Below are 22,134 nucleotides of genomic sequence, written 5' to 3' on the forward strand. Positions count from 1 at the left end.
CTGATCGTCAGCGATTGGATTGAAGAGCCCTGGCAGCAGCCAGTTCGCCCAGGCAGGCGTTGACCGCCTGGAGCGGTACTTTCTCGTGGCAACGCGCTACCGCCTCGCGCGCAACGGCTTCGCTCAAGCGCCGCTCCCGTGCCGCCTCGACCTGGAGTTCGACGATCCACTTCATGAGCATGGCCAGCACGATCAGCAAGCCGATCAAGGCTGCGACCAGGGTCACCCGCCAGCCCTGAACGCGAAAGATGGATGCTGCGGATTTACCCGCCATGGGTTCTTGCGAGGCCATCTAGCGGGGAAGGTCCGGAAAGACCCACATGCTCAAGCCGAGGATCAGGCCTGCGCCCAGGAACATGATGGCTGCCGTCGTGAACATCGATGCCGCAATGATGTTCGGCACGAGGATGGCCACGACCACGAAGACAACTGCCGCCACGATGCACAGGAGCACGGACAGCCATGCCATGTAAGCTGGCCCGCGCCCGGCCGCCAAAGGCTCGTCCGGGCTGGTTTCGGGTTGGAACGGTGTGCGCATGAATAGCCTCCCTCTTCGCAAGATGTCGCGTGTAATTCGTTAGCCGGCGCAGGCAGTTGCGAAGCAGCATGGACTGCTCGCAACCTTTCCTGACCTTCGTCAAAAAAGTACAGGAAGGTTAAGAAGAACAGCCGATCGGGCTAAGGGATTAATTCGCGCGCACCGCACATGAGAGTGGGTTCGGTGCAGAAAGCCAGTGAACCTGCGCAATATTTGACTAATGTCAAACATTGCGCAGTGCAGGCGCCTCTCAGCCGCAGAGGTCGAAGATCGCTTCCATGATCAGCTGGTAGCCGCTCCAGAACAGCCAGTGGTCGCTGCACTGGGTGAACGGCCCTGCGACAGCCGGGGCAGCCAGAGCCAGCGACGACAAGATCGCGGCCACGGCGCCAGCCTTGATTGCGGTTGCACGTTTCATGATTTCTTCCCTCCATTGGTACTTTTGAACGCAGGGCATTTCGCTCCTGCAACCCGAGATGAGCCGCGCAAGCGACTCACGGTTGGACTCTAGGACTGCGAACGAGCCACCACCAGTGTCGAAAGTCACGCGCTCAGGCGCCCAGCGGCTGAAGCCCTCTCACCCACTCGAACACCGCCGCCACGGCCGGCTCCGAACGCCGCGCCTCGAGGCACACCAGATAGAACGGCAGCCCAGGCAACTCCGGACCGAAGGGCTGCACCAGATTGCCCGCGCGCAGTTCATCGGCAATCAGCGCAAGGCCCATCAACGCCACGCCCTGCCCCTGCAGCGCGGCCGACACGGTGTGTGTTTCATCCGAGAACACCGGCCCGGCCGATACGTCGAGGCCGGGCACCTGCGCCCGCTGCTGCCACTCGGCCCACGTGCCGGGCTGGCTCTTGTTGCCGGGCACCGCGAAGTGCAGCAGCGTGTGCCGCGCCAGGTCACTGCGCCGGCGCAGCTTGAGCGCAGGGCTGCAGGCCGGCGCGAAGACGGTGTCGAACAGCTTCTCGGCCACCATGCCCGGCCACTGCCCCTTGCCGTAGCGGATGGCGATGTCGGCCGTGACACCGTCGAGCGCAACCGCTTCGTGCGATGCATGAATGCGCAGATCGAGCCTCGGGTGCAGCGCGCGCAAGGTGCTCACGCGCGGCAACAGCCAGCGCGCCGCAACGGCCGGCGTGGCCGACAGGGTGATGGCGCTGCGCTCGGGCGGTGCACGCAGCCGCGCCACCGCATTCGCCATGGCATTGAACGATTCGCTCAGCACCACCTGCAGCGCCCTGCCCTGCGGCGTGAGCACCAGTTGCCGCGGCTGGCGGATGAACAGCGGCACGCCGAGTGAGTCTTCGAGCTGCCGCACCTGGTGGCTGATGGCGGTAGGCGTCACCGAGAGTTCGTTGGCTGCGAGCTTGGCGCTGCAGTGCCGCGCGGCCGCCTCGAAGGCGCGCAGCGCCGCCAGCGGAGGGAGTTGGCGAAGGTTGGCCATGGATGAATTAATTTTTCAGCAGCACAAAGAAATCGTCGTTTGTCGCGTTGGCGGTGCCTGGATAAATTGAGAACCATGTCAAGCAGACAGCTGAATTCTCTTCATCCCACCTTTCACGTCAACGAGGACCGCGCCATGACCACACTGCTCCACATCGACGCCAGCGCCCGCCCCGGTCGTTCCGGCACCCACGTTCACGGCTCGCATTCGCGCCGGTTGAGCCATCACTTCGTGTCGAGCTGGCGCGCGACACAGCCGGGCACCGAGGTGATCTACCGCGACATCGGTGCCGCACCGCCGAGCAACGTCACCGGCGAGTGGATTGCGTCGGGCTACACGCCGGCCGCAGAACGCGAACCGTGGATGCACGCCGTGCTCGCCGAGAGCGATGCGCTGATCGCCGAGATCCGCCGCGCCGACGTGCTGGTAATCGGCGTGCCGATGTACAACTTCAGCATGCCGGCACCGCTGAAGTCATGGATCGACAACATCGTGCGCATCGGCGCGACCTTCGACTTCGACCGCAGCCGCGAGAACCCGTATGTGCCGCTGCTGGCCGAGCGCAACCGCCGCACGGTGCTGCTGACCTCGTGCGGCAGCAGCGGCTACGGGCCGGGCGGATTCCAGGCGCATCTGGACCTGCTCACGCCCGGCATCACAAGCCCGCTGGCCCTGCTCGGTCTCAACGAAGTGCACAGCGTGGCCATCGAACACGCCGAAGACCATGACGACTTGCTGGACCGCTCCATCGCCAGCGCGCTCGCCCGCGTCGAGGCGCTGGTGGCCGAATTGCAGGCCTCCTGAAAAGGAAGCTGCTGCCTACGCCGAGCGCAGTTGCTCGCGCAGCTTCTGCCCGATCTCGGGCCGCTCCAGGAAGGGATCGGCCGGGTTGGTAATGGAGACGATGTTCTCCATGCGGCTGCGCACATTGCCCAGCGCCTTCGGGTGGCTGAACACGTAGAACTGGTTGGCAGTGATGGCGTCGAACACCTTGGCCGCGACTTCGGCGGCCGTGATCTTGCCGCTGCTCACCGCCTTGTTGCTCATGGCCTGGCCGATGAGTTGGCTCTTGGTGAGCTCGGTTTCCTTCGGCGCATTCGGGCGGTTGCGCTCGCTGCTGGTGATGCCGGTGGGCACGAAGTACGGGCACAGCAGGCTCGCGCCGATCTGGTCGGTGACGAGGTTCAGGTCCTGGTACATCGTTTCGGTAAGGCTCACGACTGCCGCCTTCGCCGCGTTGTAGATGCCCATGTTGGGCGGTGTGAGCAAGCCCGCCATGCTGGCGGTGTTGGTGATGTGGCCGCGGTAGGCCGGGTCTTTCGCGGCAGCCTCCAGCATCATCGGCGTGAACAGGCGCACGCCGTGAATCACGCCCCACAGGTCCACACCCAGCACCCATTCCCAGTCGGCCACCGTGTTCTCCCACACCAGGCCACCGGCTCCCACGCCCGCGTTGTTGAACACGAAGTGCGGCGCACCGAAACGTTCCTTCACAGCGGCGGCCAGCGCTTCCATCTGCGCCGCGTTCGACACGTCGACCTTGCGCGCCAGCACCTGTGCGCCGGCAGCCCCCATTTCTGCCTGGGCCTTGTCGAGCGCGTCCTGCTGCACGTCGACCAGCACGAGGTTCATGCCGCGGGCGGCGCCGATGCGCGCGCACTCCAGGCCGAAGCCCGAGCCCGCGCCGGTGAGTACGGCGGTCTTGCCCTTGAAGTCTTGAATCATTGAATTCTTTCCTGTGGTTGGCTCTGCGCCTCCTATTGGAACGCTTTGCAGCCCGGTTGACTGTCGTTCGTGTGACGCGTGTCTGCGACCGCCTCGAGCCGACTCCGGCCACACCCAGCACCCTGCAGATCGAAAACCCGCTCCTTCGTGACAAAGAACCAAGCGGTTGACCATAGACAACAGTGTTAGCAATTGCTGCCGCTTACAACGCCCCGTCATGAACGGGGAGCGTAGCGAATGGAGCGAAAAATTCTTGTAGTCGGCGATCCGCCAGCGTCTGGCGGACAGGTATTGCCCTACGACGGCCCCATGCTCGATTTGTACGGACACCGGGTCGCCTTGATCGGCGGCAGGGCCTACTGCGAAGGCTGCAACAGCGTGGGCATCATCGCGAAGACCGGAGGGCCGCGGCGCCCTCAATTCATATCGGAGGCGGCGCTGGAAGGAGACGTGGTGGTCTGCCACTGCCCGGTGCCACAGCCCATACTTTCCACCCTGCAGCGATGGGCAACATACGAGGACGAGGCTTGGCATGCCGTTGGAGCCGAGGATGAATTGGCGGCATTCAAGAAAACGGTAGACAAGAATGTGACCCACCCACCAGGGGCGGAACTGGCCGAAAGGATCTGCCCGAACATGACGAACAAGGAGTTCTGCGCGGTAGTGCTCAAGCTGCGCGATCAGGCCGTGGCGTTCATTGCGAAGCAGCGCCTCCCGGAACTCGAGCGATGGGACAAAGATGCGCAGGCGCGAGTGCAGGAATGGTTTGGCGTTGCCGACCAATCGATGCGAGAGCATCTCCAGAAAGGACTGGCTGCGTGCAAGCGAGTGCTCGAGGGACTGGGATGCGAGAACTTCATCCGGTACTCGGAAGCAAGCAAGAAGAATCTCGGCTGCATCTTCTCAAGCGACCCGGTCGTGACAGTAGCGGCAGTTTGCAAACCAGACACTGCGACCCGCACCATTGCCATCGGGCTGAGTTTTTGCGACCTCCCGGAGAACATGCTCATCTACGATACGGACATCATTCGCGACGGGGACTCGAAGCTCCTGACATTGATTCACGAGGTCACGCACTTCGACGACACCTTCAGTTCATTCGATCCCTGGTATGGAACGAAGCACGCGAGGGATCACGCAGAAGACCCCCGGTCTCGTGTCAACGCCGACAGCATCGCTGCGTACATTCTTGGCGTTGTTGCGAAAGCATCCAAATGAAATGCACGATCAGGGCCTTCCTCGTCATCGCTACCACGCTGACAGGTTGCAGCGCCATGGCTTGCAAGCCCGTCGTGGTAACAAGGCTGACTTTTTTTGCCGAAGGCGCCGCAGACCTCGAACCGGCGCAGATAGCGAAGCTGGTGGAGTTTATTGACCGGGCAAACTCGGCGTTTCCGAAATACCTCGAGGTTTCAATCGACGGAGGCGCCACCGTCAAAGTTCCAGGCAGAACACCAGCCCAAGCCAGGCAGTTGGCAAGACGGCGCGCCGAAAACGTGACCCGAGCGTACAAGCAGCTCCAGCCGACCGAGATCAAGCTGGAAACGACGTCGAGCATCTACGAAGACAACAAGATGTCGAGGGAGGCGAGCAACGACTTTGTCGTGGTGCAGTTTCACCCCGACTACGAGGCGCTGAAGTTGCCCGACTGCAACCCGGTTCCGATCCCCGGGTTCAAGCGTTGATGCACGGCAATCACCGGCCGCAGCCCTCTCAACCCTCAGCCTTCTTCAGCACATACCCGATCCGCGGAAAGTGCACATGCACCGTGCCCGTCCGCTCGCTGCTGCGCTCCAGCGTGTAGTGCGTGCGCGTAGCCGCGACCAGCGTGCCGGGCGTCTCCTCGAGGCCGAAGCTTTCGGCGCGCACGGTGACGGCACTGCCGAGCGGAATGTCGTGGTCGTCCTGGAAGGTGCTGTCGGTCAGCAGCGTGTGCGGCGTCGCGGCCTTGGCCACTGCAATAGCCTCGTCGCTCGTGAACTTCTCGGGAACGCCGTGGCCGATGGCGGCCATGCGGTCGAGCCAGTCGATCACCGCGGGCGTCAGATCGAGGATGGTGCGGACCGACTCGATGCGCCGCGTGTACCAGAGCGGGTGGTAGGCCGAGAAGTCGGCAATGCTGGGCACCTCACCGAGCAGGAAGGGCTTTTCGTCGAGCATGTCCGACAGGCGGCGCAGGTATGACTTGTAGGCGCTGGTGGCGTCGGCCGGGCGCAGGCGCGTCATGTTGCCAGCGCTCATCTTGCCGCGGTCTTCGCCGAAGGCTTTTGCGGCTTCGGGTGGGGCCTTGGCGAACACTTCGGCCGCGCCCCTGGGCTGCAGGTTCCAGGCCATGGCAGCCCAGAAGAGCGTGGTGTCGGCCCACTGCGCGAGGATGCGCGACATGCCCTTCTCGGGCTCCGGATAGAGCGTGGGCTCGGGCTGCAGGTGTTCGAGCACGTCGGCGATGAGCGCGCTGTCGCAATACATGTCGGCGCCGATCTGCAGGAACGGTGTCTTGCGATAGCCGCCAGTGAGCACCTCCACGTCGGGCTTGGGCATGATCGGCGGGATGAAGACCGACTTCCACGGCAGCTTCTTGGCGCCGAGGATCAGGCGCACCTTTTCCGAGAACGGCGAGGTCAGGTAGTGATGAAGGATCAGGTCGGCCATGGTGGGGGTCTTTCTTCTGTGATGGGTTTGGCACGCGTCACCGGGGTTGCGCGCGCTGGATGATCGAATCGAAATCGGTGCCTGCGGCCAGCGTGCCGAAGGCGTTGCCCCAGTCGCCGCCCAGTCGCGAGGCGCAGAACGCGCCAGCGACGGCGGATGGCGCGGTCTGCACGAGCAGCGCAGCCTGCACGGCGAGCGCCACGTCCTGCGCGAGGCGGCGGGCCTCGGCTTCGGAGGCCATCGCCTCGATGCGCGCGGGCAGCGCGTCGGTCAGCCGGTCGAGCGCGGCGTGCTCGCCACGCGCGGGCGCCAGCTCCTTCGTCAGCGCGGCCACGGCATCGCCTTTTCGCAGGCCGCGCAGCAGGTCGAGCGCCATGATGTTGCCCGCGCCTTCCCAGATGGAGTTGAGCGGCATCTCGCGGTAGATGCGGGCCATGACGCCCTCGCCGCCCTCTTCCACGTAGCCGTTGCCGCCGAGGCATTCCATGGCCTCCTGCGCGAAGGCGCTGCCGCGCTTGCAGATCCAGAACTTGGCGACCGGCGTGAGCAGGCGGGCCATCAAGCGCTCGTGCTCGTCGGCCTGGTTGTCGAAGGCGCGTGCCAGGCGAATGGCGAGCGCAGTGGCGGCTTCGCTTTCGAGCGCGAGATCGGCCAGCACGTTCTTCATCAAGGGCTGTTCGATCAGCGGCTTGCCGAAGGCCTTGCGCTGCGTCGCATGGTTGAGCGCTATGCCCAGCGACTGGCGCATCAGTCCGCTGGTGCCCAGTGCGCAGTCGAGCCGCGTCATCGTGCCCATCTCGAGGATCTGCGGAATGCCGCGGCCCTCTTCTCCCACGAGCCATGCGCTGGCGCCCTGGAACTCGACCTCGGAGCTTGCGTTGGCCTTGTTGCCGAGCTTGTCTTTCAGCCGCTGGATCTGGATGGCGTTGCGTGAACCATCGGGCAGCACACGCGGCAGGAAGAAGCACGAGAGCCCCGCGGGCGCTTGCGCCAGCACCAGGAAGGCGTCGCACATCGGCGCCGAGAAAAACCACTTGTGGCCGGTGATGGCATAGCGCTCGCCCCAGGCATCGCTGCCGTCGCGCACGGCCTGGGTGGTGTTGGCCCGCACATCGGAGCCGCCCTGCTTCTCGGTCATGCCCATGCCCATGGTCACGCCGGGCTTGTCGCTGAAGAGCTTCAGCGCCGGGTCGTACCAGAGGCTGCCGAGCTTCGGACCCCAGTCGGCGTACACGCCCGCATTGCCGCGCAGCGCGGGCGTGACCGCGTAGGTCATGGAGATGGGGCAAAGAATCGATGGCTCCAGCTCGGTGAAGAGCATGAAGCCCGCTGCGCGCAGCACATGCGGCGAGGCCGAAGTGCCCGTCCAGGGCGTGCCGTGCAGCCCGGCACCCACGGCGGCGGTCATCAGCGCGTGGTAGCTCGGATGGAATTCCACCTCGTCGATGCGCCGCCCGAAGCGGTCGTGCGTGTGCAGCTCGGGCGTGTGGATGTTGGCGAGCCGCGCATGCGCCTGCATGCCGGCCGTGCCGAGGGTGGCGCCCAGCTCATGCAGCTGCGTGGTCTGCAACGCGGGCGCGTTGAACTTCAGCGCATCGCGCAGAGGCCGGTTGGTGTCGAAGAGGTTGTAGTCCACCAGCGGCGTAGGCTGGTTGAACACCTCGTGCGTGGTTTCCATGACCGGCCTCCTTGCCGTGCATTCAGTTCATCCAGTGCATCAGATCAGTTTGACGAGTTGCTTGCCGAAGTTCCGACCCTTGAGCAGGCCCAAAAAGGCTTCAGGAGCAGATTCGATGCCTTGCGCAATCGACTCACGCGGCTTCAGCTTGCCCGTGCCCACCAGCGTGCCCAGCTCAGTCAGCGCCTCGGGCCACACTTCCATGTGCTCGCTGACGATGAAGCCTTCGATCTTCATGCGGTTGATGAGGATCAGCGCCGGGTTGGCCAGCGGCAGCGGCTGTCCGTCGTAGCCCGCGATCATTCCGCACAGCGCCACGCGGGCAAAGGCGTTGGCGCGCAGCAGCACCGCGTCGAAGATGTAGCCGCCGACGTTCTCGAAGTAGCCGTCGATGCCGTTCGGGCAGGCTTCCTTGAGCGCAGCGCTCATCGACTTGACGTCGGCGTGCACGCGGTAGTCGATGCAGGCGTCGAAGCCCAGCTCGTCGGTCACGTACTTGCACTTGTCGGGGCCGCCGGCAATGCCGACCACGCGGCAGCCGCGCGCCTTGGCCAGCGCCCCGAAGGCGCTGCCCACCGCGCCGCTGGCGGCGGTGATGACCACCGTTTCACCAGCCTTGGGCGCAATGATCTTCACCAGCCCGTACCAGGCCGTGACGCCCGGCATGCCGACCGCGCCAAGGTAGTGCGACAGCGGCACGTGCGTGGTGTCGACCTTCTTCAGCGCTCCGGGCTGCGAGGCATCGACCACGCTGTATTCCTGCCAGCCGCCGAAGCCGACCACCTTGTCGCCCACGGCGTACTTGGGGTGCTTGCTCTCGACCACTTCGCCGACCGTGCCGCCCTGCATCGTCTGGCCCAGCGGCTGGGGTTGCGCGTAGCTCTTGGAGTCGTTCATGCGGCCACGCATGTACGGGTCGAGGCTCATGTAGTGGTGGCGCACGAGCACCTGGTTGTCCTTGAGCGCGGGGGTCTCGGCGGACACGAGCTTGAAGTTGCTGGCCACGGCCTCGCCGTCGGGACGGTTGTCGAGGTGGATCTGTTTGTTGATCGGCATGAATGTCTCCGGAAAAGTGTCAGTCAGTCAGTCAGTCGGTCGACGGCGGGCGCATCTCGTTGGCGCTGGCGGGGCCGGTCGGCAGCCGGCGCTTCACGTACTTGAAGGTGCCGGTGGCGTGGGCACACACGCGCTCCTGCTCGTCGTAGATTTTGGCCTCGGTGAAAGCCAGCGTCGCCGTCCTGTGAATGAGCGTGCCGCGCGCGTGCAGCGGGCCGACCGAGGGCTGCATGAAGCTGGTCTTCATCTCGATGGTGACCACGCCCGTCTCTGGCGCCACGCTGCGCGCGGCTGCTGCCATCGTGATGTCGAGCAGCGTCATGCAGGCGCCGCCGTGCGTCACGTCGAAGGTGTTCAGGTGCTCCGGCTTCGCCGTGTAGATGATCTCGGACTCGCCGCCCTCGAACCTCGTCAGCTCAAAGCCCAGGTGCCGCGCGAACGGAATCTGGCTCGTGTACGAGCGGATGTTGATGTCGCTGGAATCTGAAGAAGAAGACATGTCAGGCCGCACCCAGCACCACGCTCACGCCGCCGTCCACAGCCAGCCACTGGCCGGTGATGTGCTTGCCGGCATCGCTCGCGAACAGCAGCGTCAGGCCCTTCAGGTCTTCCTCGTCGCCTAGGCGGCCGAGGGGGGCCTGGGCGGCCATCTTTTCCTCGCCCAGCGACTTGATGAGGCCGGCGGCCATCTTCGTCATGAAGAAACCGGGGCAGATGGCGTTCACGTTGATGCCGTAGCGGCCCCATTCAGCGGCCAGCGTGCGGGTGAAGCCGATGACCGCTGTCTTGGAGGTGTTGTAGGCCAGCGTCTGCATTTCGGGCGGGTTGCCGTTCAGCCCGGCGATCGAGGCGATGTTGATGATGCGCCCCGTCTTCTTCGGAATCATGTAGCCGTTGGCGATCTGCTGCGACAGGATGAAATAGCCGCGCACGTTGAGGTTCATCACCTTGTCCCAGGCCTCGACCGGGTGGCTCTCGGCCGGCGAACCCCAGCTGGCGCCCGCATTGTTGATGAGGATGTCGACTGCGCCCATGCGCTGCAGCGTTTCGTCTGCCAGGCGGCGGGTGTCTTCTTCCTTCGAGCAGTCGGCGGCGATCCAGCGCGCGTCGATGCCGGCGGCTTGCAGCTCGGCTGCGGCCTGCTCCAGATCGTCGGCCTTGCGCGAGCTCAGCATGATCTTCGCGCCGGCTTCGCCGAGCGCATGGGCCATCTGCAGGCCCAGGCCGCGCGAGCCGCCGGTGATGAGGGCAGTCTTGCCGGTGAGGTCGAACAGCTGCTTGATGTTGCGGGGCGTCATGAGGTGTCTCCGGTTTTGAATGTCAGGCTCAGATCTCGTAGTCCATGCACTGGCGGGCTTCGCGCACGGCGCCGATGAAAGGCTTCAGGGCCACGTGCTGCGGGTGGTCCGAATAGGCCGCGAGCGCGGCGGAGTCGGTGAATTCCGAGTACAGGACCAGGTCGTAGGTGGCTTCCAGCCCGGGCTGGGCAATGGCCACCTCGAAGCGCAGCGTGCCGGGCGACAGCTTCGCGCAGGCGTCGAGCAGCGCCTTGGCCTTCAGCAGGTTGGTCGCCTTGTCGGTGCCCTCGGCGTGCTCCTTGAACTTCCACATCACGATGTGCTTGAGCATGGCGGGTCTCGTTACTTGGTAGGGGTGTTGGGCAGCCGCGAGCGCACGTAGATCAGCACGAAGCCGACCACCGCCACGATGCCGCCGGGCACGGCGATGGACCAGCCCAGCGCGGCGTCGGTGCGGCCGGTGGCAATGCCCAGGATCACGACGAACAGGCCGCCGTAGATCAGGATCCAGATCCACTTCTCGAGCCGCGCGTGCGGCTTGGGAGGTTTGACGGCGGGAGTGTTGTTGGGGTTGGCGTTCGGCGAATCGGTAGTGGCCATCAGAAGGCGTCCTCGGGCAAAGCTGTACAGGTCGGGTCGCGGGTTTCAACCACGTTGAGCCATGCGCCGATTTTCGGCAGCTCGTAGTGGAAGAAATAGTCCGTGGCGCCGATCTTGCCAGCTGTTACCGCCCTCGCCTTTTCACCGTCGGTCTGCAGGGCCCTTTGGGCCACGTCGAGCCAGATCCAGGCCAGCACCGTGTGGCCGAAGGCCTGCATGTACGGCACGGCATTGGCCAGCGCGTCGGCCGGGTCGCCGGTGGCCCATGCGGCCTCGGTCGCGCTGCCGATGCGCTGCAGCGCGGCGCCCAGCGCCTTGGCGTGGGCCGCCAATGCCGGCACCTTGGCGGCGCGGCCGATGGTGTCGGTCATACGGCCGGCCAGCAATTGCAGGCCGCGACCCTTTTCCATCAGCACCTTGCGGCCCAGCAGGTCGGCTGCCTGGATGCCATGGGTGCCCTCGTGGATCATGTTCAGGCGGTTGTCGCGCCAGTACTGCTCCACCGGAAAGTCACGCGTGTAGCCGTAGCCGCCGTGCACCTGGATGGCCAGCGAATTGGCCTCCAGGCACCACTCGCTGGGCCAGCTCTTGGCGATGGGCGTGAGCACTTCGAGCAGCAGGCGCGCGTCGTCGGCGGCCTGCGCGTCGCCGGTCTTCTGCTCGTCGACCAGCCGGGCGCAGTACAGCTCCAGCGCCAGCGCGCCTTCGCAGTACGCCTTCTGGGCCAGCAGCATGCGGCGCACGTCGGCGTGCTCGATGATGCGCACCTGCGGCGCGGCCGAGTCCTTGGCGACGGCCGTTCCAGCGGCGTCCGGCTTCTTCACCAGCCGGCCCTGCGGACGGCTCTTGGCGTATTCGAGCGAGGCGTGGTAGCCGGCCATGCCGAGCATGGTGGCAGCCGTGCCGACGCCGATGCGTGCCTCGTTCATCATGTGGAACATGCAGTGCAGGCCCTTGCCGGGCGCACCGACCAGGTAGCCCACGGCGCCCGCTTTGCCATCGACCGGGTACTTGCCCTCGCCGAAGTTCAGCAGCGTGTTGGTGGTACCGCGCCAGCCCAGCTTGTGGTTCAGGCCCGCGAGCGCCACGTCGTTGCGCTGGCCCGTCAGCTCGCCCTTGGTATCGACCATGCGCTTGGGCACGATGAAGAGCGAGATGCCGCGCGTACCCGGCACCAGTTTGCCGTTCTCGTCGGGGATCTTGGCGAGCACGATGTGCACGATGTTCTCGGTCAGCTCGTGGTCGCCCGACGAGATCCACATCTTGTTGCCCGTGAGGCGGTAGCGCGGGCCCAGCGGGTCGTTTTGAAAGTCAACGCCATCGGGCACTGCGCGCGTGGCCACATCGCTCAGCGACGAACCGGCCTGCGGCTCAGACAGGCACATGGTGCCGGCCCAGCGACCCGAGAACTCGTTCTTGGCGAACACCTCTTTCTGCATCTCGGTGCCGTGCACCATCAGCAGATTGGCATTGCCACTCGTGAGCATGTTCGAGCCGATGCTCACCGAGGCCATCGCGAAAAAGCTGTTGGCCGCGGCCGAGAGCGTGTACGGCAGCTGCATGCCGCCGATGTCGTAGTCTTGCGCGGCACTCATCATTCCCGACTCGACGAAAGCCTTGTGCGCGTCGTGCGTGGCCTGCGGCAGGATGACTTTCTCGCCGTCGAAATGCGGCTCCTGCGTGTCGACCGTGCGGTTGAACGGTGCGTACTTCTCGCGCGCGATGCGTTCGCAGGTGTCGAGCACTGCGTCGAAGGTTTCGCGCGAATGGTCGGCAAAGCGTTCGCGCTGGTTGAGCGACTCGGCGTCGAGCCAGTCGTAGAGCAGGAAGTCGAGGGTGGAACGCAGGCTCATGAGAATGTCTCTTCTTGCTACTTTTTCGGGGAGTCGGGCAGTTTGGCGATGGTGCCCTGCGCCAGCGCGCAGAGCTTCTCTGCACCGTCGTTCACCACGAACACCTCGCAGGTGCAAACGGCCTGCGAACTGCCGGAATGGGCCGTCCTGGCGCGTGCGATCAGGCGCTCGCCAAGAGCGGGCCGCACATAGTTGATCTTGAATTCGGAAATCACCACCGGCACGCGCAACGCGCTGCCACCGGCAAAGGTGAGCGCGTTGTCGGCCATGTAGCTCACGATGCCGCCGTGGGCAAAGCCGTTCTGCTGCTTCAGCTGCGCCGTGAGCGGTAGCTGGAGCTCCACATAGTCCGGCGCCAGCGCGTGCAACTGCGCGCCGATCAGCACGCTGAACGGCTGCGATGCAAGCATGCGGCGCCCGTAGGCCAGAACGGCTTCGGGCGAGACCTCCTGGTCGTGGCCCAAGCCGGACATGATTACAAGACCTCGAACACGCCCGCAGCGCCCATGCCGCCGCCGATGCACATCGTGACCACGACCTTCTTGGCGCCGCGGCGCTTGCCTTCGATGAGCGCGTGGCCCGTCAGGCGCTGGCCGCTCACACCGTAGGGGTGGCCCACGGCGATGGCGCCGCCGTCCACGTTCAGGCGGTCGGCCGGAATGCCGAGCTTGTCGCGGCAGTAGATCACCTGCACGGCGAAGGCTTCGTTCAGCTCCCACAGGTCGATGTCGTTGACCGTGAGGCCCAGGCGCTTGAGCACCTTCGGAATCGCGAAGACCGGGCCGATGCCCATTTCGTCGGGCTCGCAGCCGGCAACGGCAAAGCCGAGGAAGCGGCCGATGGGCTTCAGGCCTTTTTGCTGCGCGTACTTCTCGTCGACCAGCACGCAGGCGCCGCCGCCGTCGGAGAACTGGCTGGCATTGCCGGCCGAGATCAGGCCGCCGGGAATGGCCGGGCGGATGCCGCTGATGCCTTCCTTGGTGGTGCCGGCGCGAATGCCTTCATCGTTCTCGATGGTGACTTCCTTGGTGCGCAGGCCCAGCACGGGGTCGGCCACGCCGGCCAGCACGGTGATGGGGGCAATTTCGTCCTTGAAGCGGCCGGCTTCGAGCGCGGCGGTGGCCTTCTGCTGGCTGGCGGCGCCGTATTCGTCCATGGCGTCGCGGCCGATGTTGTAGCGCTTGGCGACCTGCTCGGCCGTCTGCAGCATGTTCCAGTAGATCTCGGGCTTGTGCTTCACGAGCCACGGGTCGGCCAGCATGTGCTTGTTGGCTTCGTTCTGCACGCACGAGATGCTCTCGACGCCGCCGGCCACATACACCTCGCCCTCGCCCGCGATGATGCGCTGGGCGGCGGTGGCGATGGTCTGCAGGCCCGACGAGCAGAAACGGTTGATGGTCATGCCCGAGGTGGTGATCGGCAGGCCAGCGCGCAGCGCGATCTGGCGCGCGATGTTGGAGCCGGTCGCGCCTTCAGGCGTGGCGCAGCCCATGATGACGTCGTCCACCGAAGCAGGGTCGATGCCGGCGCGCTGCACCGCGTGCTGCACGGCGTGGCCGCCGAGCGTGGCGCCGTGCGTCATGTTGAAGGCACCCTTCCAGCTCTTCGCGAGCGGCGTGCGGGCGGTGGAAACAATGACGGCGCTGGTCATGGTGAGGTCCTTTGAAGCAGATGGAAGGGAAAAGAGGTTGTCGTCATTGCGCCGGAGCAGCGTTGGTGTTGCTCAGGAGCTGGTGATAGAAGCCGATCATCTCGCCGTAGTTCGAGATGGCCAGGCGTTCGTTGTTGCCGTGGAAGCGCGCCAGGTCTTCGCCCTTCACGCGGAACGGCGAGAAGCGGAAGACGGCATCGCTCACGAGGCTGAAGTGGCGCGAGTCGGTGGCGGCGGTCATGAGGCCTGGGGCCACCACCGCATCGGGGAAGGTCTGGCGCACGGCCTGCTGGATCGCGCGGTAGCCGGTGCTGTCTGTCGGCGACACGGGCGAAGGCTCGGAATTGCCCGGGTACGCCTTGATCTTGATGTCGTCGTTGCCCAGCGCCTTGCGCAGATGCGCTTCGGTGCTGGCGATCGTGTCGCCCGGCAGGATGCGGAAGTTGACGGCAGCCTCGGCGCGGCCGGGCAGCACGTTGTCCTTGTTGCCGGCGCGCACGATGGTCAGCGCGGTGGTCGTGCGCAGCATGGCGTTGCTGCTCGGGCTCTTCTCGAGCTGGCCGCGCACCAGCGGCTCGGTGAGCCACAGGTTGGACAGCATCACGCGGTTGACGCCGCTCATCTCGGGCGCGAGCGCGCCGAACATCTGGCCGGCCACGCCCTTGATGCCGCCGGGCATCGGGTTGGCTTCGAGCCGCGCCAGCGCCGCGCTCATGCTGCCGATGGCGCTGTGCTGCGGCGGCATCGATGAGTGGCCGGGGGCAGTGTCGAGCGAGAGGAAGAAGGTGCCGTAGCCCTTTTCAGCCAGGCCGATGAGCGCCGCAGGCTTGCTCAGGCCCGGCAGCACGCCGTCGAGCACCAGCAGGCCTTCGTCGAGCACCCAGTCCAGGCGCACATTGCGCGACTTGAGCAGTTCGGCAATCGGCAGCGCGCCGCGCAAGCCGCTCACTTCTTCGTCGTCGCCCATCACCAGGTAGACGGTCTGCCTGGGCTTGAAGCCGGCGCCGATGAGCAGCTCGATGGCTTCCATCTGCGCGAAAAGATTGCTCTTGTTGTCGAGCGTGCCGCGGCCCCAGATGAAGCCGTCCTTGATCTCGCCCGCGAAGGGGTCGACCGTCCACGCCTTCTCGGTGCCCGGGGCGATGGGCACCATGTCCTGGTGCGCCATCAATGCAATGGGCTTGGCAGAAGGGTCAGTGCCAGTCCATGTGTAGAGCAGTGCCTTGTTGCCGACCACTTCCTTCTTGAGAGTGGCATGCACCTTCGGGAACTGCTGTGCGAGGAATGCGTGCAGCTTGTCGAACTCGGCCGCATTGGCGGCCGGATCGTCCATGCCCGACACCGTGCGGAACGTGATCGCTGTAGAGAGCCGTTTGGCGGCCGCCTGCAGGTCGATGTCCAGCTTCGGCGCGGGCGCCACCGCCAGTTGCTGCGACGGTGTGGTCCAGGTCTTGACCGCCACGGCGGCCACCAGCAAGACGATTGCCAGCAGCAGCCCGAGGAAGATGCGTTTCAACATTGGCGGTCGGTCCCTTTGCCTTCGTGGATCAGCTGAACTGCTTGCCTTCGGCCACGAGCTTCTGGATCAGCGGTGCGGGCTGCCAGAACGCGCCGTCGTCGCGCGGGTTCTTGGCAAAGCGCTTCATCGTCTCGGCCACGTTGTACAGGCCGACTTGCGATGCATAGTGCATCGGGCCGCCGCGCCAGATCGGGAAGCCATAGCCGGTGAGGTACACCATGTCGATGTCGCCGGACTTCGAGGCAATGCCGTCTTCCAGGATGTGCGCGCCTTCGTTGACCAGGGCGTACACCAGGCGCTGCACGATCTCTTCATCGGAAATCTTGCGCGGCGTGATGCCCAGCTCTTTGCGGTGGTCCTCGATCATCTTGTTGACGAGCTCCGACGGAATAGCGTCGCGCTTGCCGGCCTGGTAGTCGTACCACCCTGCCCCGGTCTTCTGGCCGAAGCGGCCCAGCTCGCAGAGCTTGTCGGCCGTGCGGCTGTACTTCATGTCGGCGCGCTCGGTGGCGCGGCGCTTGCGAATGGCCCAGCCGATGTCGTTGCCGGCCAGGTCGCCCATGCGGAACGGGCCCATGGCAAAGCCGAACTTCTCGACGGCCTTGTCGACCTGCTGCGGCGTTGCGCCTTCGTCCAGCAGGAAGCCTGCCTGGCGCGAGTACTGCTCGATCATTCGGTTGCCGATGAAGCCGTCGCACACGCCCGAGACCACCGAGGTCTTCTTGATCTTCTTGCCGATGGCCATGACTGTGGCCAGCACGTCCTTGGCGGTGGCTTTGCCGCGCACCACTTCGAGCAGCTTCATCACGTTGGCGGGGCTGAAGAAGTGCATGCCGACCACGTCCTGCGGACGGTCGGTGAACGAAGCGATCTTGTCGACGTCGAGCGTCGAGGTGTTCGAGGCCAGGATCGCGCCCTTCTTGGCGACGCGGTCGAGTTCCTTGAAGACCTTTTCCTTGACGCCGATTTCTTCGAACACGGCTTCGATGATGAGGTCGGCGTCCTTCAGGTCGTCGTAGCTCAGCGTGGTGCTCAAGAGCGCCATGCGCTGCTCGTACTTGTCCTGCTTGAGCTTGCCCTTCTTGACCTGGGCTTCGTAGTTCTTCTTGATGGTGGCAACGCCGCGGTCGAGCGCTTCCTGCTTCATCTCGAGGATCTTGACGGGGATGCCCGCGTTCAGGAAGTTCATCGAGATGCCGCCGCCCATGGTGCCGGCGCCGATCACGCCAACGGCCTTGATCTCGCGCTTGGGCGTGTCTTCGGGCACGTCGGGGATCTTGCTCGCGGCGCGCTCGGCCATGAACAGGTGGCGCAGGGCCAGAGATTCGGGCGTGAACATCAGCGCCGTGAACAGGCGACGCTCTTCGGCCATGCCTTCGTCGAACTTCATCTTCGTCGCGGCTTGCACGGCGTCGACGCACTTCAGCGGCGCGGGGTAGTTCTTCGACATGCCGCCGACCATGTTCTTGGCGAACTGGAAGTAGGCATCGCCCTGCGGGTGCTTGCACGGCAGGTTGCGCACCAGCGGCAGCGCGTCGGCGCCGGTCTTGCCGGCCACGCTCTTGGCGAAAGCCACGGCTTCTTCGAACACCGATTCGGCCGAGGCAGCCAGCTTGTCGAACAGCTTCTGGCCGGGCAGGCTCGCGAGCAGTTCGCTCTTCACGGGCTCGCCGCTGACGATCATGTTCAGGGCGGTCTCCACGCCGAGCACGCGCGGCAGGCGCTGCGTGCCACCGGCGCCAGGCAGCAGACCCAGCTTGACTTCAGGCAGTGCCACGCTGGTGCCGGGGGCAGCCACGCGATAGTGGCAGCCCAGGGCCAGTTCGAGGCCGCCGCCCATGCAGACCGAGTGAATGGCAGCGACGATGGGCTTGGGAGAGGCTTCGAGCGCGAGGATCACGCTCAGCAGGTTGGGCTCTTGCAGTGCCTTGGGCGTGCCGAACTCCTTGATGTCCGCGCCGCCCGAGAAAGCCTTGCCGGCGCCGGTGATGACGATGGCCTTGACGGCGTCGTCGGCATTGGCCTTCGACAGGCCATCGGTGATGCCAATGCGTGTCGAGAAACCGAGACCGTTGACCGGAGGGTTGGTCATTGTGATCACGGCGATATCGCCGAGCACTTTGTATTCAGCCGTCATGCTGCGTTCCTTGGTGTGTGAAGAAAAAGAAGAAAAAGCACGAGTGTTCTTTTTCGGGGGATTCTAGGCGTTTCGCGTGGCCCAACAATGGCACGCAGTCGCTGGAGAGACAAGGGGATCCGGGGCGTGGCCCGAATCCCCTGGGGGTATCAAACCTCCAACCACTCTTTGCGAGTGGTGGCGTCGGCGCGGAGGCTGTCCGGCGTGCCGTCGAACACGATGCTGCCGTGGCCCATGACGAGCGCGCGGTCGGAGATCTGCATGGCAATGGTGAGCTTCTGCTCGATCAGGAGCACCGAGATGCCCTTGTCCTTCAGCGTGCGCAGGTACTGCCCCACCAGCTCGACGATCTTGGGAGCAAGGCCTTCGGTGGGCTCGTCGATGATGATGAGGTCGGGGTCGCCCATCAGCGTGCGGCACAGCGTGAGCATCTGCTGCTCGCCGCCCGAGAGCACGCCCGCTTCGGTGTGCTGGCGCTCCTTCAGGCGCGGGAACATGCCGTACATGTCGTCGAACTGCCAGCGACTGCCCTTGCCCGAGCCCTTCTGCCCCAGCAGCAGGTTCTGGTGCACCGTGAGCTTGGGAAAGATGTCGCGGTTCTCGGGCACGTAGCCAATGCCGAAATGCGCGATCTCGTAGGCCTTGCGGCGCAGGATGTCCTGCCCCTTCCAGTGCAGGCCGCCCTCGGCATGCACCAGGCCCATGATGGCCTTGGCCGTGGTCGAGCGGCCCGAGCCGTTGCGGCCCAGCAGCGCGACGATTTCGCCGGGGTTCACGTCGAAGGAAACGCCATGCAGCACATGGCTCTTGCCGTAGTAGGCGTGGATGTCTTTGAGCTTCAGCATGTCAGTGTCCCGCCCCTTGCGCATCGGCTACCGAGGAGCCCAGGTACGCCTCCTGCACACGCGCATTCGCACGAACGGCAGCAGGCGTGTCGAAGGCAATGACTTCGCCGTACACCACCACCGCGATCTTGTCGGCCAACCCGAAGACCACGCCCATGTCGTGCTCCACCGTCAACAGCGTCTTGCCGACAGTGACGTGCTTGATGAGCGAAATGAAGTGCGAGGTTTCAGTCTTGCTCATGCCCGCCGTGGGTTCGTCCAGCAGGATGACGCTGGCGCCGCCCGCGATGGTCACGCCGATTTCCAGCGCGCGCTGCTCGGCGTAGGTGAGGTTCACCGCGTGCACGTCGCGCTTCTTCTCCAGGCCGATTTGCTTGATGAGCTCTTCGGTGCGCTCGTTGGCGTCATCGAGGTTCGAGAGAAAGCGCAGGAAGGTGTACTTGTAGCCAAGGCTCCACAGCACGCCGCAGCGCAGGTTCTCGAAGACCGTGAGCTTCGGGAAAATGTTCGTGATCTGGAAGCTGCGCGACAGCCCCATGCGGTTGATCTCGTACGGCTTCATGCCGTCGATGCGCTGGCCGTTGAGCAGCACTTCGCCGCTTGTGGGCGTGAGCCGCCCGCTGATCAGGTTGAACAGCGTGGACTTGCCAGCGCCGTTCGGCCCGATGATGGCGATGCGCTCGCCGGCCGTCACGGCCAGATCGACGCCGCGGATGATGTCGGTCTTGCCGAAGCTCTTGCGCAGGTTCTTGAGTTCCAGTGAATAGGTCATGCCGTCTCCCGCCGCTTGATCTCGGCTTCGATTTCTTCCTGTGCATGGCCCCAGACCTTCGCGAAGCGACGGCGCACCACCTCAAACACGCCCAGGCCCACTGCCAGCAGCGCCACCGCGACGATCCAGCTGGTGGCCGACGAGGTGTCGAGTTGCAGGCCCGCCAACGGCACCACCGGCCCAAGTGCCGCATTCAGCTGCATGTGATAGATCATCTCGACGATGGCCGCAGCGCCCGCGAGCATGATGGCCGCGCCGATGAAGAGGCCCACGTAGAGCGCATAGAAGCGCTTGATCTTGCCGAACAGCGCCACGCGCACGTTCATCATGATCAGGCTGGCCACACCGCCGGGCGCGAACATCACCATCAGCAGGAACACCAGGCCCACGTACAGCAGCCAGGCCTTGCTGAGTTCGGACAGCAGCACCAGCGCGAACACCAGCAACGCCGCGCCGATGATCGGCCCGAAGAAGAAGGTCGCGCCACCGAGGAAGGTGAACAGCAGGTAGCTGCCCGAGCGCAACCCGTTCAGGCTGTCGGCCGCGTTCACGATCTCGAAGTTGATGGCCGCCAGCCCGCCGCCGATGCCCGCGAAGAAGCCCGCGATGATGAAGGCGTAGTAGCGCACGCGCTGCGTGTTGTAGCCGATGAACTCCACGCGCTCCGGGTTGTCGCGCACTGCGTTCAGCATGCGCCCGAGCGGCGTGCCGGTGAAGGCGAACATCAGCCCGGTGCAGATGAAGCAGTACACGGCGATCAGGTAATACACCTGATTCTGCGGCCCGAAGTTGATGCCGAAGAACGAAGCGCCGTACACGCGGTTGGTGGTGATGCCGCCCTCGCCGCCGAAGAAGCTCGGGAACATCAGCGCCATGGCGGCCACCAGCTCGCCGAGGCCGAGCGTGATCATCGCGAAGGTCGTGCCAGATTTCTTGGTCGACACGTAGCCGAACACCACGGCGAAGAACATGCCGCCCAGGCCGCCCACGAGCGGAATGAGCACCAGCGGAATCGGCAGCTTGCCGGCACTGGCCAGGTTCATCGCGTGAATGGCGATGAACGAGCCCAGGCCCACGTACACCGCATGCCCGAAGCTGAGCATGCCGCCCTGCCCCAGCAGCATGTTGTAGCTCAGGCAGATGATGATCAGGTAGCCGATCTGCGACAGCATGGTGAGAGCCAGGCTGCTGGTGAAGATCATCGGCGCCACGATCAGCAGCAGCGCGAAGAGCGACCAGATCAGGATGCGGCCGATATTCAGCGGCTTGAATCGGTAGTACTGGGTCGGCGCCTTGTTGGCCGACCCGGTTGGAGTGGTTGAGGTTGCAGTGTTCATGGCGTCAGTCCTCCCGCGTTCCGAGAAGACCCTTGGGCCTGAAGATGAGGATCAGCACCAGGAACAGGTACGGCAGGATCGGCGCCACCTGCGAAATGGTGAGCTTGAGCAGTTCGTAGCCGAAGGTCTGGTCGCTCACCGCCACGCCGAGCGCCTGCAGGCCGGTGGCGAGCGACTGGTCCATGGCCACGGCGAAGGTCTGCACCACGCCGATGATCAGCGAGGCCAGGAAGGCGCCCGCCAGCGAGCCCATGCCGCCGACCACCACCACCACGAAGATGATGGAGCCGACCGAACCCGCCATGGCCGGCTCGGTGACGTAGGTGTTGCCGCCGACCACGCCCGCAAGGCCTGCCAACGCGGCGCCGCCGCCGAACACCAGCATGAACACGCGCGGCACGTTGTGGCCCAGCGCCTCGACCATGTCGGGGTGCTTCAGCGCCGCCTGAATGACCAGGCCGATGCGCGTGCGCGTGAGCAGCAGCCACACCGACACCAGCATCAGCACCGCCACCAGCATGATGAACGAGCGCGACTTCGGAAACTGCGTGCCGTAGAGCGAGAAGAGCGGCCCCTGCAGCGCCGACGGCAGGCCGTACGGCACTGTAGAGCGGCCCCACACCAGCTGCACGAGTTCGAGGATCAGGTACGAAAGACCGAAGGTCACCAGCAGCTCGGGCACGTGGCCGAACTTGTGGACCCGGCGCAGGCAGTAGCGCTCGAAGGCCGCGCCCAGCGCGAACACCAGCAGCGGCGCAATGAAGAGCGCCGGCCAGAAACCGACGACGCCCGACAGCGTGTAGGCGAAGTAGGCGCCCAGCATGTAGAAGCTGGCGTGCGCGAAATTGAGCACGCCCATCATGCTGAAGATCAGCGTGAGGCCAGAGCTCAGCATGAACAACAGCAAGCCGTAGCTCACGCCGTTGAGCAGCGAGATGACGAAGAATTCGACGTTCATCGGTCTTTCGTGTCGGGTGAAAAAAGAAAAAGGCCCGAGTGTTGAAGTCGGGCCTCGACCTGTCAGA

At 64.9% G+C, this 22,134-nt stretch carries 24 protein-coding genes; 3 read left to right on the plus strand and 21 right to left on the minus strand.

Annotated features, from left to right (window positions below; genetic code table 11):
• Positions 1-7 precede the first annotated feature (7 nt).
• The 4 genes from ACSFCA_RS00540 to ACSFCA_RS00555 form a co-directional block, all read right to left on the minus strand.
• A complete protein-coding gene (locus ACSFCA_RS00540; RefSeq protein ID WP_435458283.1) occupies positions 8-292 on the minus strand; it encodes a hypothetical protein in 285 nt (94 codons plus the stop codon).
• The gene (locus ACSFCA_RS00545; protein ID WP_435458284.1) at positions 293-538 is read right to left on the minus strand and encodes a hypothetical protein; all 246 of its coding nucleotides are present in this window, start codon (positions 536-538) and stop codon (positions 293-295) included.
• A gap of 250 nt (positions 539-788) precedes the next feature.
• Positions 789-956, minus strand: a complete 168-nt coding sequence (locus ACSFCA_RS00550) for a hypothetical protein (protein WP_176928836.1) — start codon at positions 954-956, stop codon at positions 789-791.
• 133 nt (positions 957-1,089) lie between these two features.
• Positions 1,090-1,986 carry a LysR substrate-binding domain-containing protein gene (locus tag ACSFCA_RS00555; RefSeq protein WP_435458285.1) on the minus strand — a complete coding sequence of 299 codons (897 nt, stop codon included), beginning with the start codon at positions 1,984-1,986 and terminating at the stop codon, positions 1,090-1,092.
• Positions 1,987-2,121: 135 nt separating this feature from the next.
• Here ACSFCA_RS00555 and ACSFCA_RS00560 point away from each other — a divergent pair, with 135 nt between their 5' ends.
• Positions 2,122-2,790, plus strand: a complete 669-nt coding sequence (locus ACSFCA_RS00560; protein ID WP_258354597.1) for an FMN-dependent NADH-azoreductase — start codon at positions 2,122-2,124, stop codon at positions 2,788-2,790.
• Between the two features lie 15 nt (positions 2,791-2,805).
• Here ACSFCA_RS00560 and ACSFCA_RS00565 read toward each other — a convergent pair whose 3' ends face one another.
• Positions 2,806-3,711 carry an SDR family oxidoreductase gene (locus ACSFCA_RS00565; RefSeq protein WP_435458286.1) on the minus strand — a complete coding sequence of 302 codons (906 nt, stop codon included), beginning with the start codon at positions 3,709-3,711 and terminating at the stop codon, positions 2,806-2,808.
• A 237-nt stretch (positions 3,712-3,948) separates the two neighbouring features.
• Here ACSFCA_RS00565 and ACSFCA_RS00570 point away from each other — a divergent pair, with 237 nt between their 5' ends.
• Together ACSFCA_RS00570 and ACSFCA_RS00575 are read left to right on the plus strand one after the other, a co-directional pair.
• Positions 3,949-4,929: a M35 family metalloendopeptidase gene (locus tag ACSFCA_RS00570; RefSeq protein ID WP_435476035.1), complete on the plus strand. Its 981-nt coding sequence runs from the start codon at positions 3,949-3,951 to the stop codon at positions 4,927-4,929.
• Positions 4,926-5,396 carry a hypothetical protein gene (locus tag ACSFCA_RS00575; RefSeq protein WP_435458287.1) on the plus strand — a complete coding sequence of 157 codons (471 nt, stop codon included), beginning with the start codon at positions 4,926-4,928 and terminating at the stop codon, positions 5,394-5,396. Before ACSFCA_RS00570 ends, ACSFCA_RS00575 begins: the two co-directional genes overlap by 4 nt.
• Before the next feature lie 28 nt (positions 5,397-5,424).
• On the opposite strand, the gene ACSFCA_RS00580 is transcribed toward ACSFCA_RS00575, so the two are convergent.
• The 16 genes from ACSFCA_RS00580 to ACSFCA_RS00655 form a co-directional block, all read right to left on the minus strand.
• Entirely contained in the window at positions 5,425-6,363 is a 939-nt protein-coding gene (locus ACSFCA_RS00580; RefSeq protein ID WP_435458288.1) for a glutathione S-transferase family protein, read from the minus strand.
• 37 nt (positions 6,364-6,400) lie between these two features.
• Positions 6,401-8,041, minus strand: coding sequence for an isovaleryl-CoA dehydrogenase (locus ACSFCA_RS00585; RefSeq protein ID WP_435458289.1), 1,641 nt, complete (start codon positions 8,039-8,041; stop codon positions 6,401-6,403).
• A 39-nt stretch (positions 8,042-8,080) separates the two neighbouring features.
• Positions 8,081-9,097 (minus strand): NADP-dependent oxidoreductase, encoded by a 1,017-nt coding sequence (locus ACSFCA_RS00590; protein WP_258354592.1) that lies wholly within the window; start codon positions 9,095-9,097, stop codon positions 8,081-8,083.
• Between the two features lie 31 nt (positions 9,098-9,128).
• Positions 9,129-9,596, minus strand: a complete 468-nt coding sequence (locus ACSFCA_RS00595; RefSeq protein ID WP_435458290.1) for a PaaI family thioesterase — start codon at positions 9,594-9,596, stop codon at positions 9,129-9,131.
• A gap of 1 nt (position 9,597) precedes the next feature.
• Positions 9,598-10,395, minus strand: a complete 798-nt coding sequence (locus ACSFCA_RS00600) for an SDR family oxidoreductase (protein WP_093056885.1) — start codon at positions 10,393-10,395, stop codon at positions 9,598-9,600.
• A gap of 28 nt (positions 10,396-10,423) precedes the next feature.
• Positions 10,424-10,726 carry a Dabb family protein gene (locus tag ACSFCA_RS00605; protein WP_093074035.1) on the minus strand — a complete coding sequence of 101 codons (303 nt, stop codon included), beginning with the start codon at positions 10,724-10,726 and terminating at the stop codon, positions 10,424-10,426.
• 11 nt (positions 10,727-10,737) lie between these two features.
• On the minus strand, positions 10,738-10,995 hold the full coding sequence (locus ACSFCA_RS00610) for a hypothetical protein (RefSeq protein ID WP_258354590.1): 258 nt from the start codon (positions 10,993-10,995) through the stop codon (positions 10,738-10,740).
• Entirely contained in the window at positions 10,995-12,848 is a 1,854-nt protein-coding gene (locus ACSFCA_RS00615; protein WP_435458291.1) for an acyl-CoA dehydrogenase, read from the minus strand. Before ACSFCA_RS00615 ends, ACSFCA_RS00610 begins: the two co-directional genes overlap by 1 nt.
• 17 nt (positions 12,849-12,865) lie before the next feature.
• Positions 12,866-13,321, minus strand: a complete 456-nt coding sequence (locus ACSFCA_RS00620; protein ID WP_435458292.1) for a PaaI family thioesterase — start codon at positions 13,319-13,321, stop codon at positions 12,866-12,868.
• Between the two features lie 2 nt (positions 13,322-13,323).
• Positions 13,324-14,499 (minus strand): acetyl-CoA C-acyltransferase, encoded by a 1,176-nt coding sequence (locus tag ACSFCA_RS00625; RefSeq protein WP_258354587.1) that lies wholly within the window; start codon positions 14,497-14,499, stop codon positions 13,324-13,326.
• 43 nt (positions 14,500-14,542) lie between these two features.
• Positions 14,543-16,018, minus strand: a complete 1,476-nt coding sequence (locus tag ACSFCA_RS00630) for a M20 family peptidase (RefSeq protein ID WP_258354586.1) — start codon at positions 16,016-16,018, stop codon at positions 14,543-14,545.
• 28 nt (positions 16,019-16,046) lie between these two features.
• Positions 16,047-18,155 carry a 3-hydroxyacyl-CoA dehydrogenase NAD-binding domain-containing protein gene (locus ACSFCA_RS00635; RefSeq protein WP_258354585.1) on the minus strand — a complete coding sequence of 703 codons (2,109 nt, stop codon included), beginning with the start codon at positions 18,153-18,155 and terminating at the stop codon, positions 16,047-16,049.
• Positions 18,156-18,304: 149 nt separating this feature from the next.
• The gene (locus ACSFCA_RS00640; protein ID WP_258354584.1) at positions 18,305-19,000 is read right to left on the minus strand and encodes an ABC transporter ATP-binding protein; all 696 of its coding nucleotides are present in this window, start codon (positions 18,998-19,000) and stop codon (positions 18,305-18,307) included.
• 1 nt (position 19,001) lies between these two features.
• Entirely contained in the window at positions 19,002-19,772 is a 771-nt protein-coding gene (locus ACSFCA_RS00645) for an ABC transporter ATP-binding protein (RefSeq protein WP_093173370.1), read from the minus strand.
• Positions 19,769-21,109 carry a branched-chain amino acid ABC transporter permease gene (locus ACSFCA_RS00650; RefSeq protein WP_435458293.1) on the minus strand — a complete coding sequence of 447 codons (1,341 nt, stop codon included), beginning with the start codon at positions 21,107-21,109 and terminating at the stop codon, positions 19,769-19,771. Before ACSFCA_RS00650 ends, ACSFCA_RS00645 begins: the two co-directional genes overlap by 4 nt.
• 4 nt (positions 21,110-21,113) lie before the next feature.
• Positions 21,114-22,067 (minus strand): branched-chain amino acid ABC transporter permease, encoded by a 954-nt coding sequence (locus tag ACSFCA_RS00655; RefSeq protein WP_093056896.1) that lies wholly within the window; start codon positions 22,065-22,067, stop codon positions 21,114-21,116.
• Positions 22,068-22,134: the final 67 nt, after the last annotated feature.

The organism is Variovorax multivorans (assembly GCF_051216835.1).
Lineage (GTDB): Bacteria > Pseudomonadota > Gammaproteobacteria > Burkholderiales > Burkholderiaceae_C > Variovorax.

Coding starts and splice junctions, on each gene's coding strand:
- ACSFCA_RS00630 (WP_258354586.1), bottom strand. CDS start 16,018: ATGTTGAAACGCATCTTCCTCGGGCTGCTGCTGGCAATCGTCTTGCTG.
- ACSFCA_RS00585 (WP_435458289.1), bottom strand. CDS start 8,041: ATGGAAACCACGCACGAGGTGTTCAACCAGCCTACGCCGCTGGTGGAC.
- ACSFCA_RS00545 (WP_435458284.1), bottom strand. CDS start 538: ATGCGCACACCGTTCCAACCCGAAACCAGCCCGGACGAGCCTTTGGCG.
- ACSFCA_RS00575 (WP_435458287.1), top strand. CDS start 4,926: ATGAAATGCACGATCAGGGCCTTCCTCGTCATCGCTACCACGCTGACA.
- ACSFCA_RS00625 (WP_258354587.1), bottom strand. CDS start 14,499: ATGACCAGCGCCGTCATTGTTTCCACCGCCCGCACGCCGCTCGCGAAG.
- ACSFCA_RS00615 (WP_435458291.1), bottom strand. CDS start 12,848: ATGAGCCTGCGTTCCACCCTCGACTTCCTGCTCTACGACTGGCTCGAC.
- ACSFCA_RS00590 (WP_258354592.1), bottom strand. CDS start 9,097: ATGCCGATCAACAAACAGATCCACCTCGACAACCGTCCCGACGGCGAG.
- ACSFCA_RS00640 (WP_258354584.1), bottom strand. CDS start 19,000: ATGCTGAAGCTCAAAGACATCCACGCCTACTACGGCAAGAGCCATGTG.
- ACSFCA_RS00620 (WP_435458292.1), bottom strand. CDS start 13,321: ATGTCCGGCTTGGGCCACGACCAGGAGGTCTCGCCCGAAGCCGTTCTG.
- ACSFCA_RS00550 (WP_176928836.1), bottom strand. CDS start 956: ATGAAACGTGCAACCGCAATCAAGGCTGGCGCCGTGGCCGCGATCTTG.
- ACSFCA_RS00650 (WP_435458293.1), bottom strand. CDS start 21,109: ATGAACACTGCAACCTCAACCACTCCAACCGGGTCGGCCAACAAGGCG.
- ACSFCA_RS00645 (WP_093173370.1), bottom strand. CDS start 19,772: ATGACCTATTCACTGGAACTCAAGAACCTGCGCAAGAGCTTCGGCAAG.
- ACSFCA_RS00600 (WP_093056885.1), bottom strand. CDS start 10,395: ATGACGCCCCGCAACATCAAGCAGCTGTTCGACCTCACCGGCAAGACT.
- ACSFCA_RS00655 (WP_093056896.1), bottom strand. CDS start 22,067: ATGAACGTCGAATTCTTCGTCATCTCGCTGCTCAACGGCGTGAGCTAC.
- ACSFCA_RS00540 (WP_435458283.1), bottom strand. CDS start 292: ATGGCCTCGCAAGAACCCATGGCGGGTAAATCCGCAGCATCCATCTTT.
- ACSFCA_RS00570 (WP_435476035.1), top strand. CDS start 3,949: ATGGAGCGAAAAATTCTTGTAGTCGGCGATCCGCCAGCGTCTGGCGGA.
- ACSFCA_RS00610 (WP_258354590.1), bottom strand. CDS start 10,995: ATGGCCACTACCGATTCGCCGAACGCCAACCCCAACAACACTCCCGCC.
- ACSFCA_RS00560 (WP_258354597.1), top strand. CDS start 2,122: ATGACCACACTGCTCCACATCGACGCCAGCGCCCGCCCCGGTCGTTCC.
- ACSFCA_RS00555 (WP_435458285.1), bottom strand. CDS start 1,986: ATGGCCAACCTTCGCCAACTCCCTCCGCTGGCGGCGCTGCGCGCCTTC.
- ACSFCA_RS00605 (WP_093074035.1), bottom strand. CDS start 10,726: ATGCTCAAGCACATCGTGATGTGGAAGTTCAAGGAGCACGCCGAGGGC.
- ACSFCA_RS00580 (WP_435458288.1), bottom strand. CDS start 6,363: ATGGCCGACCTGATCCTTCATCACTACCTGACCTCGCCGTTCTCGGAA.
- ACSFCA_RS00595 (WP_435458290.1), bottom strand. CDS start 9,596: ATGTCTTCTTCTTCAGATTCCAGCGACATCAACATCCGCTCGTACACG.
- ACSFCA_RS00565 (WP_435458286.1), bottom strand. CDS start 3,711: ATGATTCAAGACTTCAAGGGCAAGACCGCCGTACTCACCGGCGCGGGC.
- ACSFCA_RS00635 (WP_258354585.1), bottom strand. CDS start 18,155: ATGACGGCTGAATACAAAGTGCTCGGCGATATCGCCGTGATCACAATG.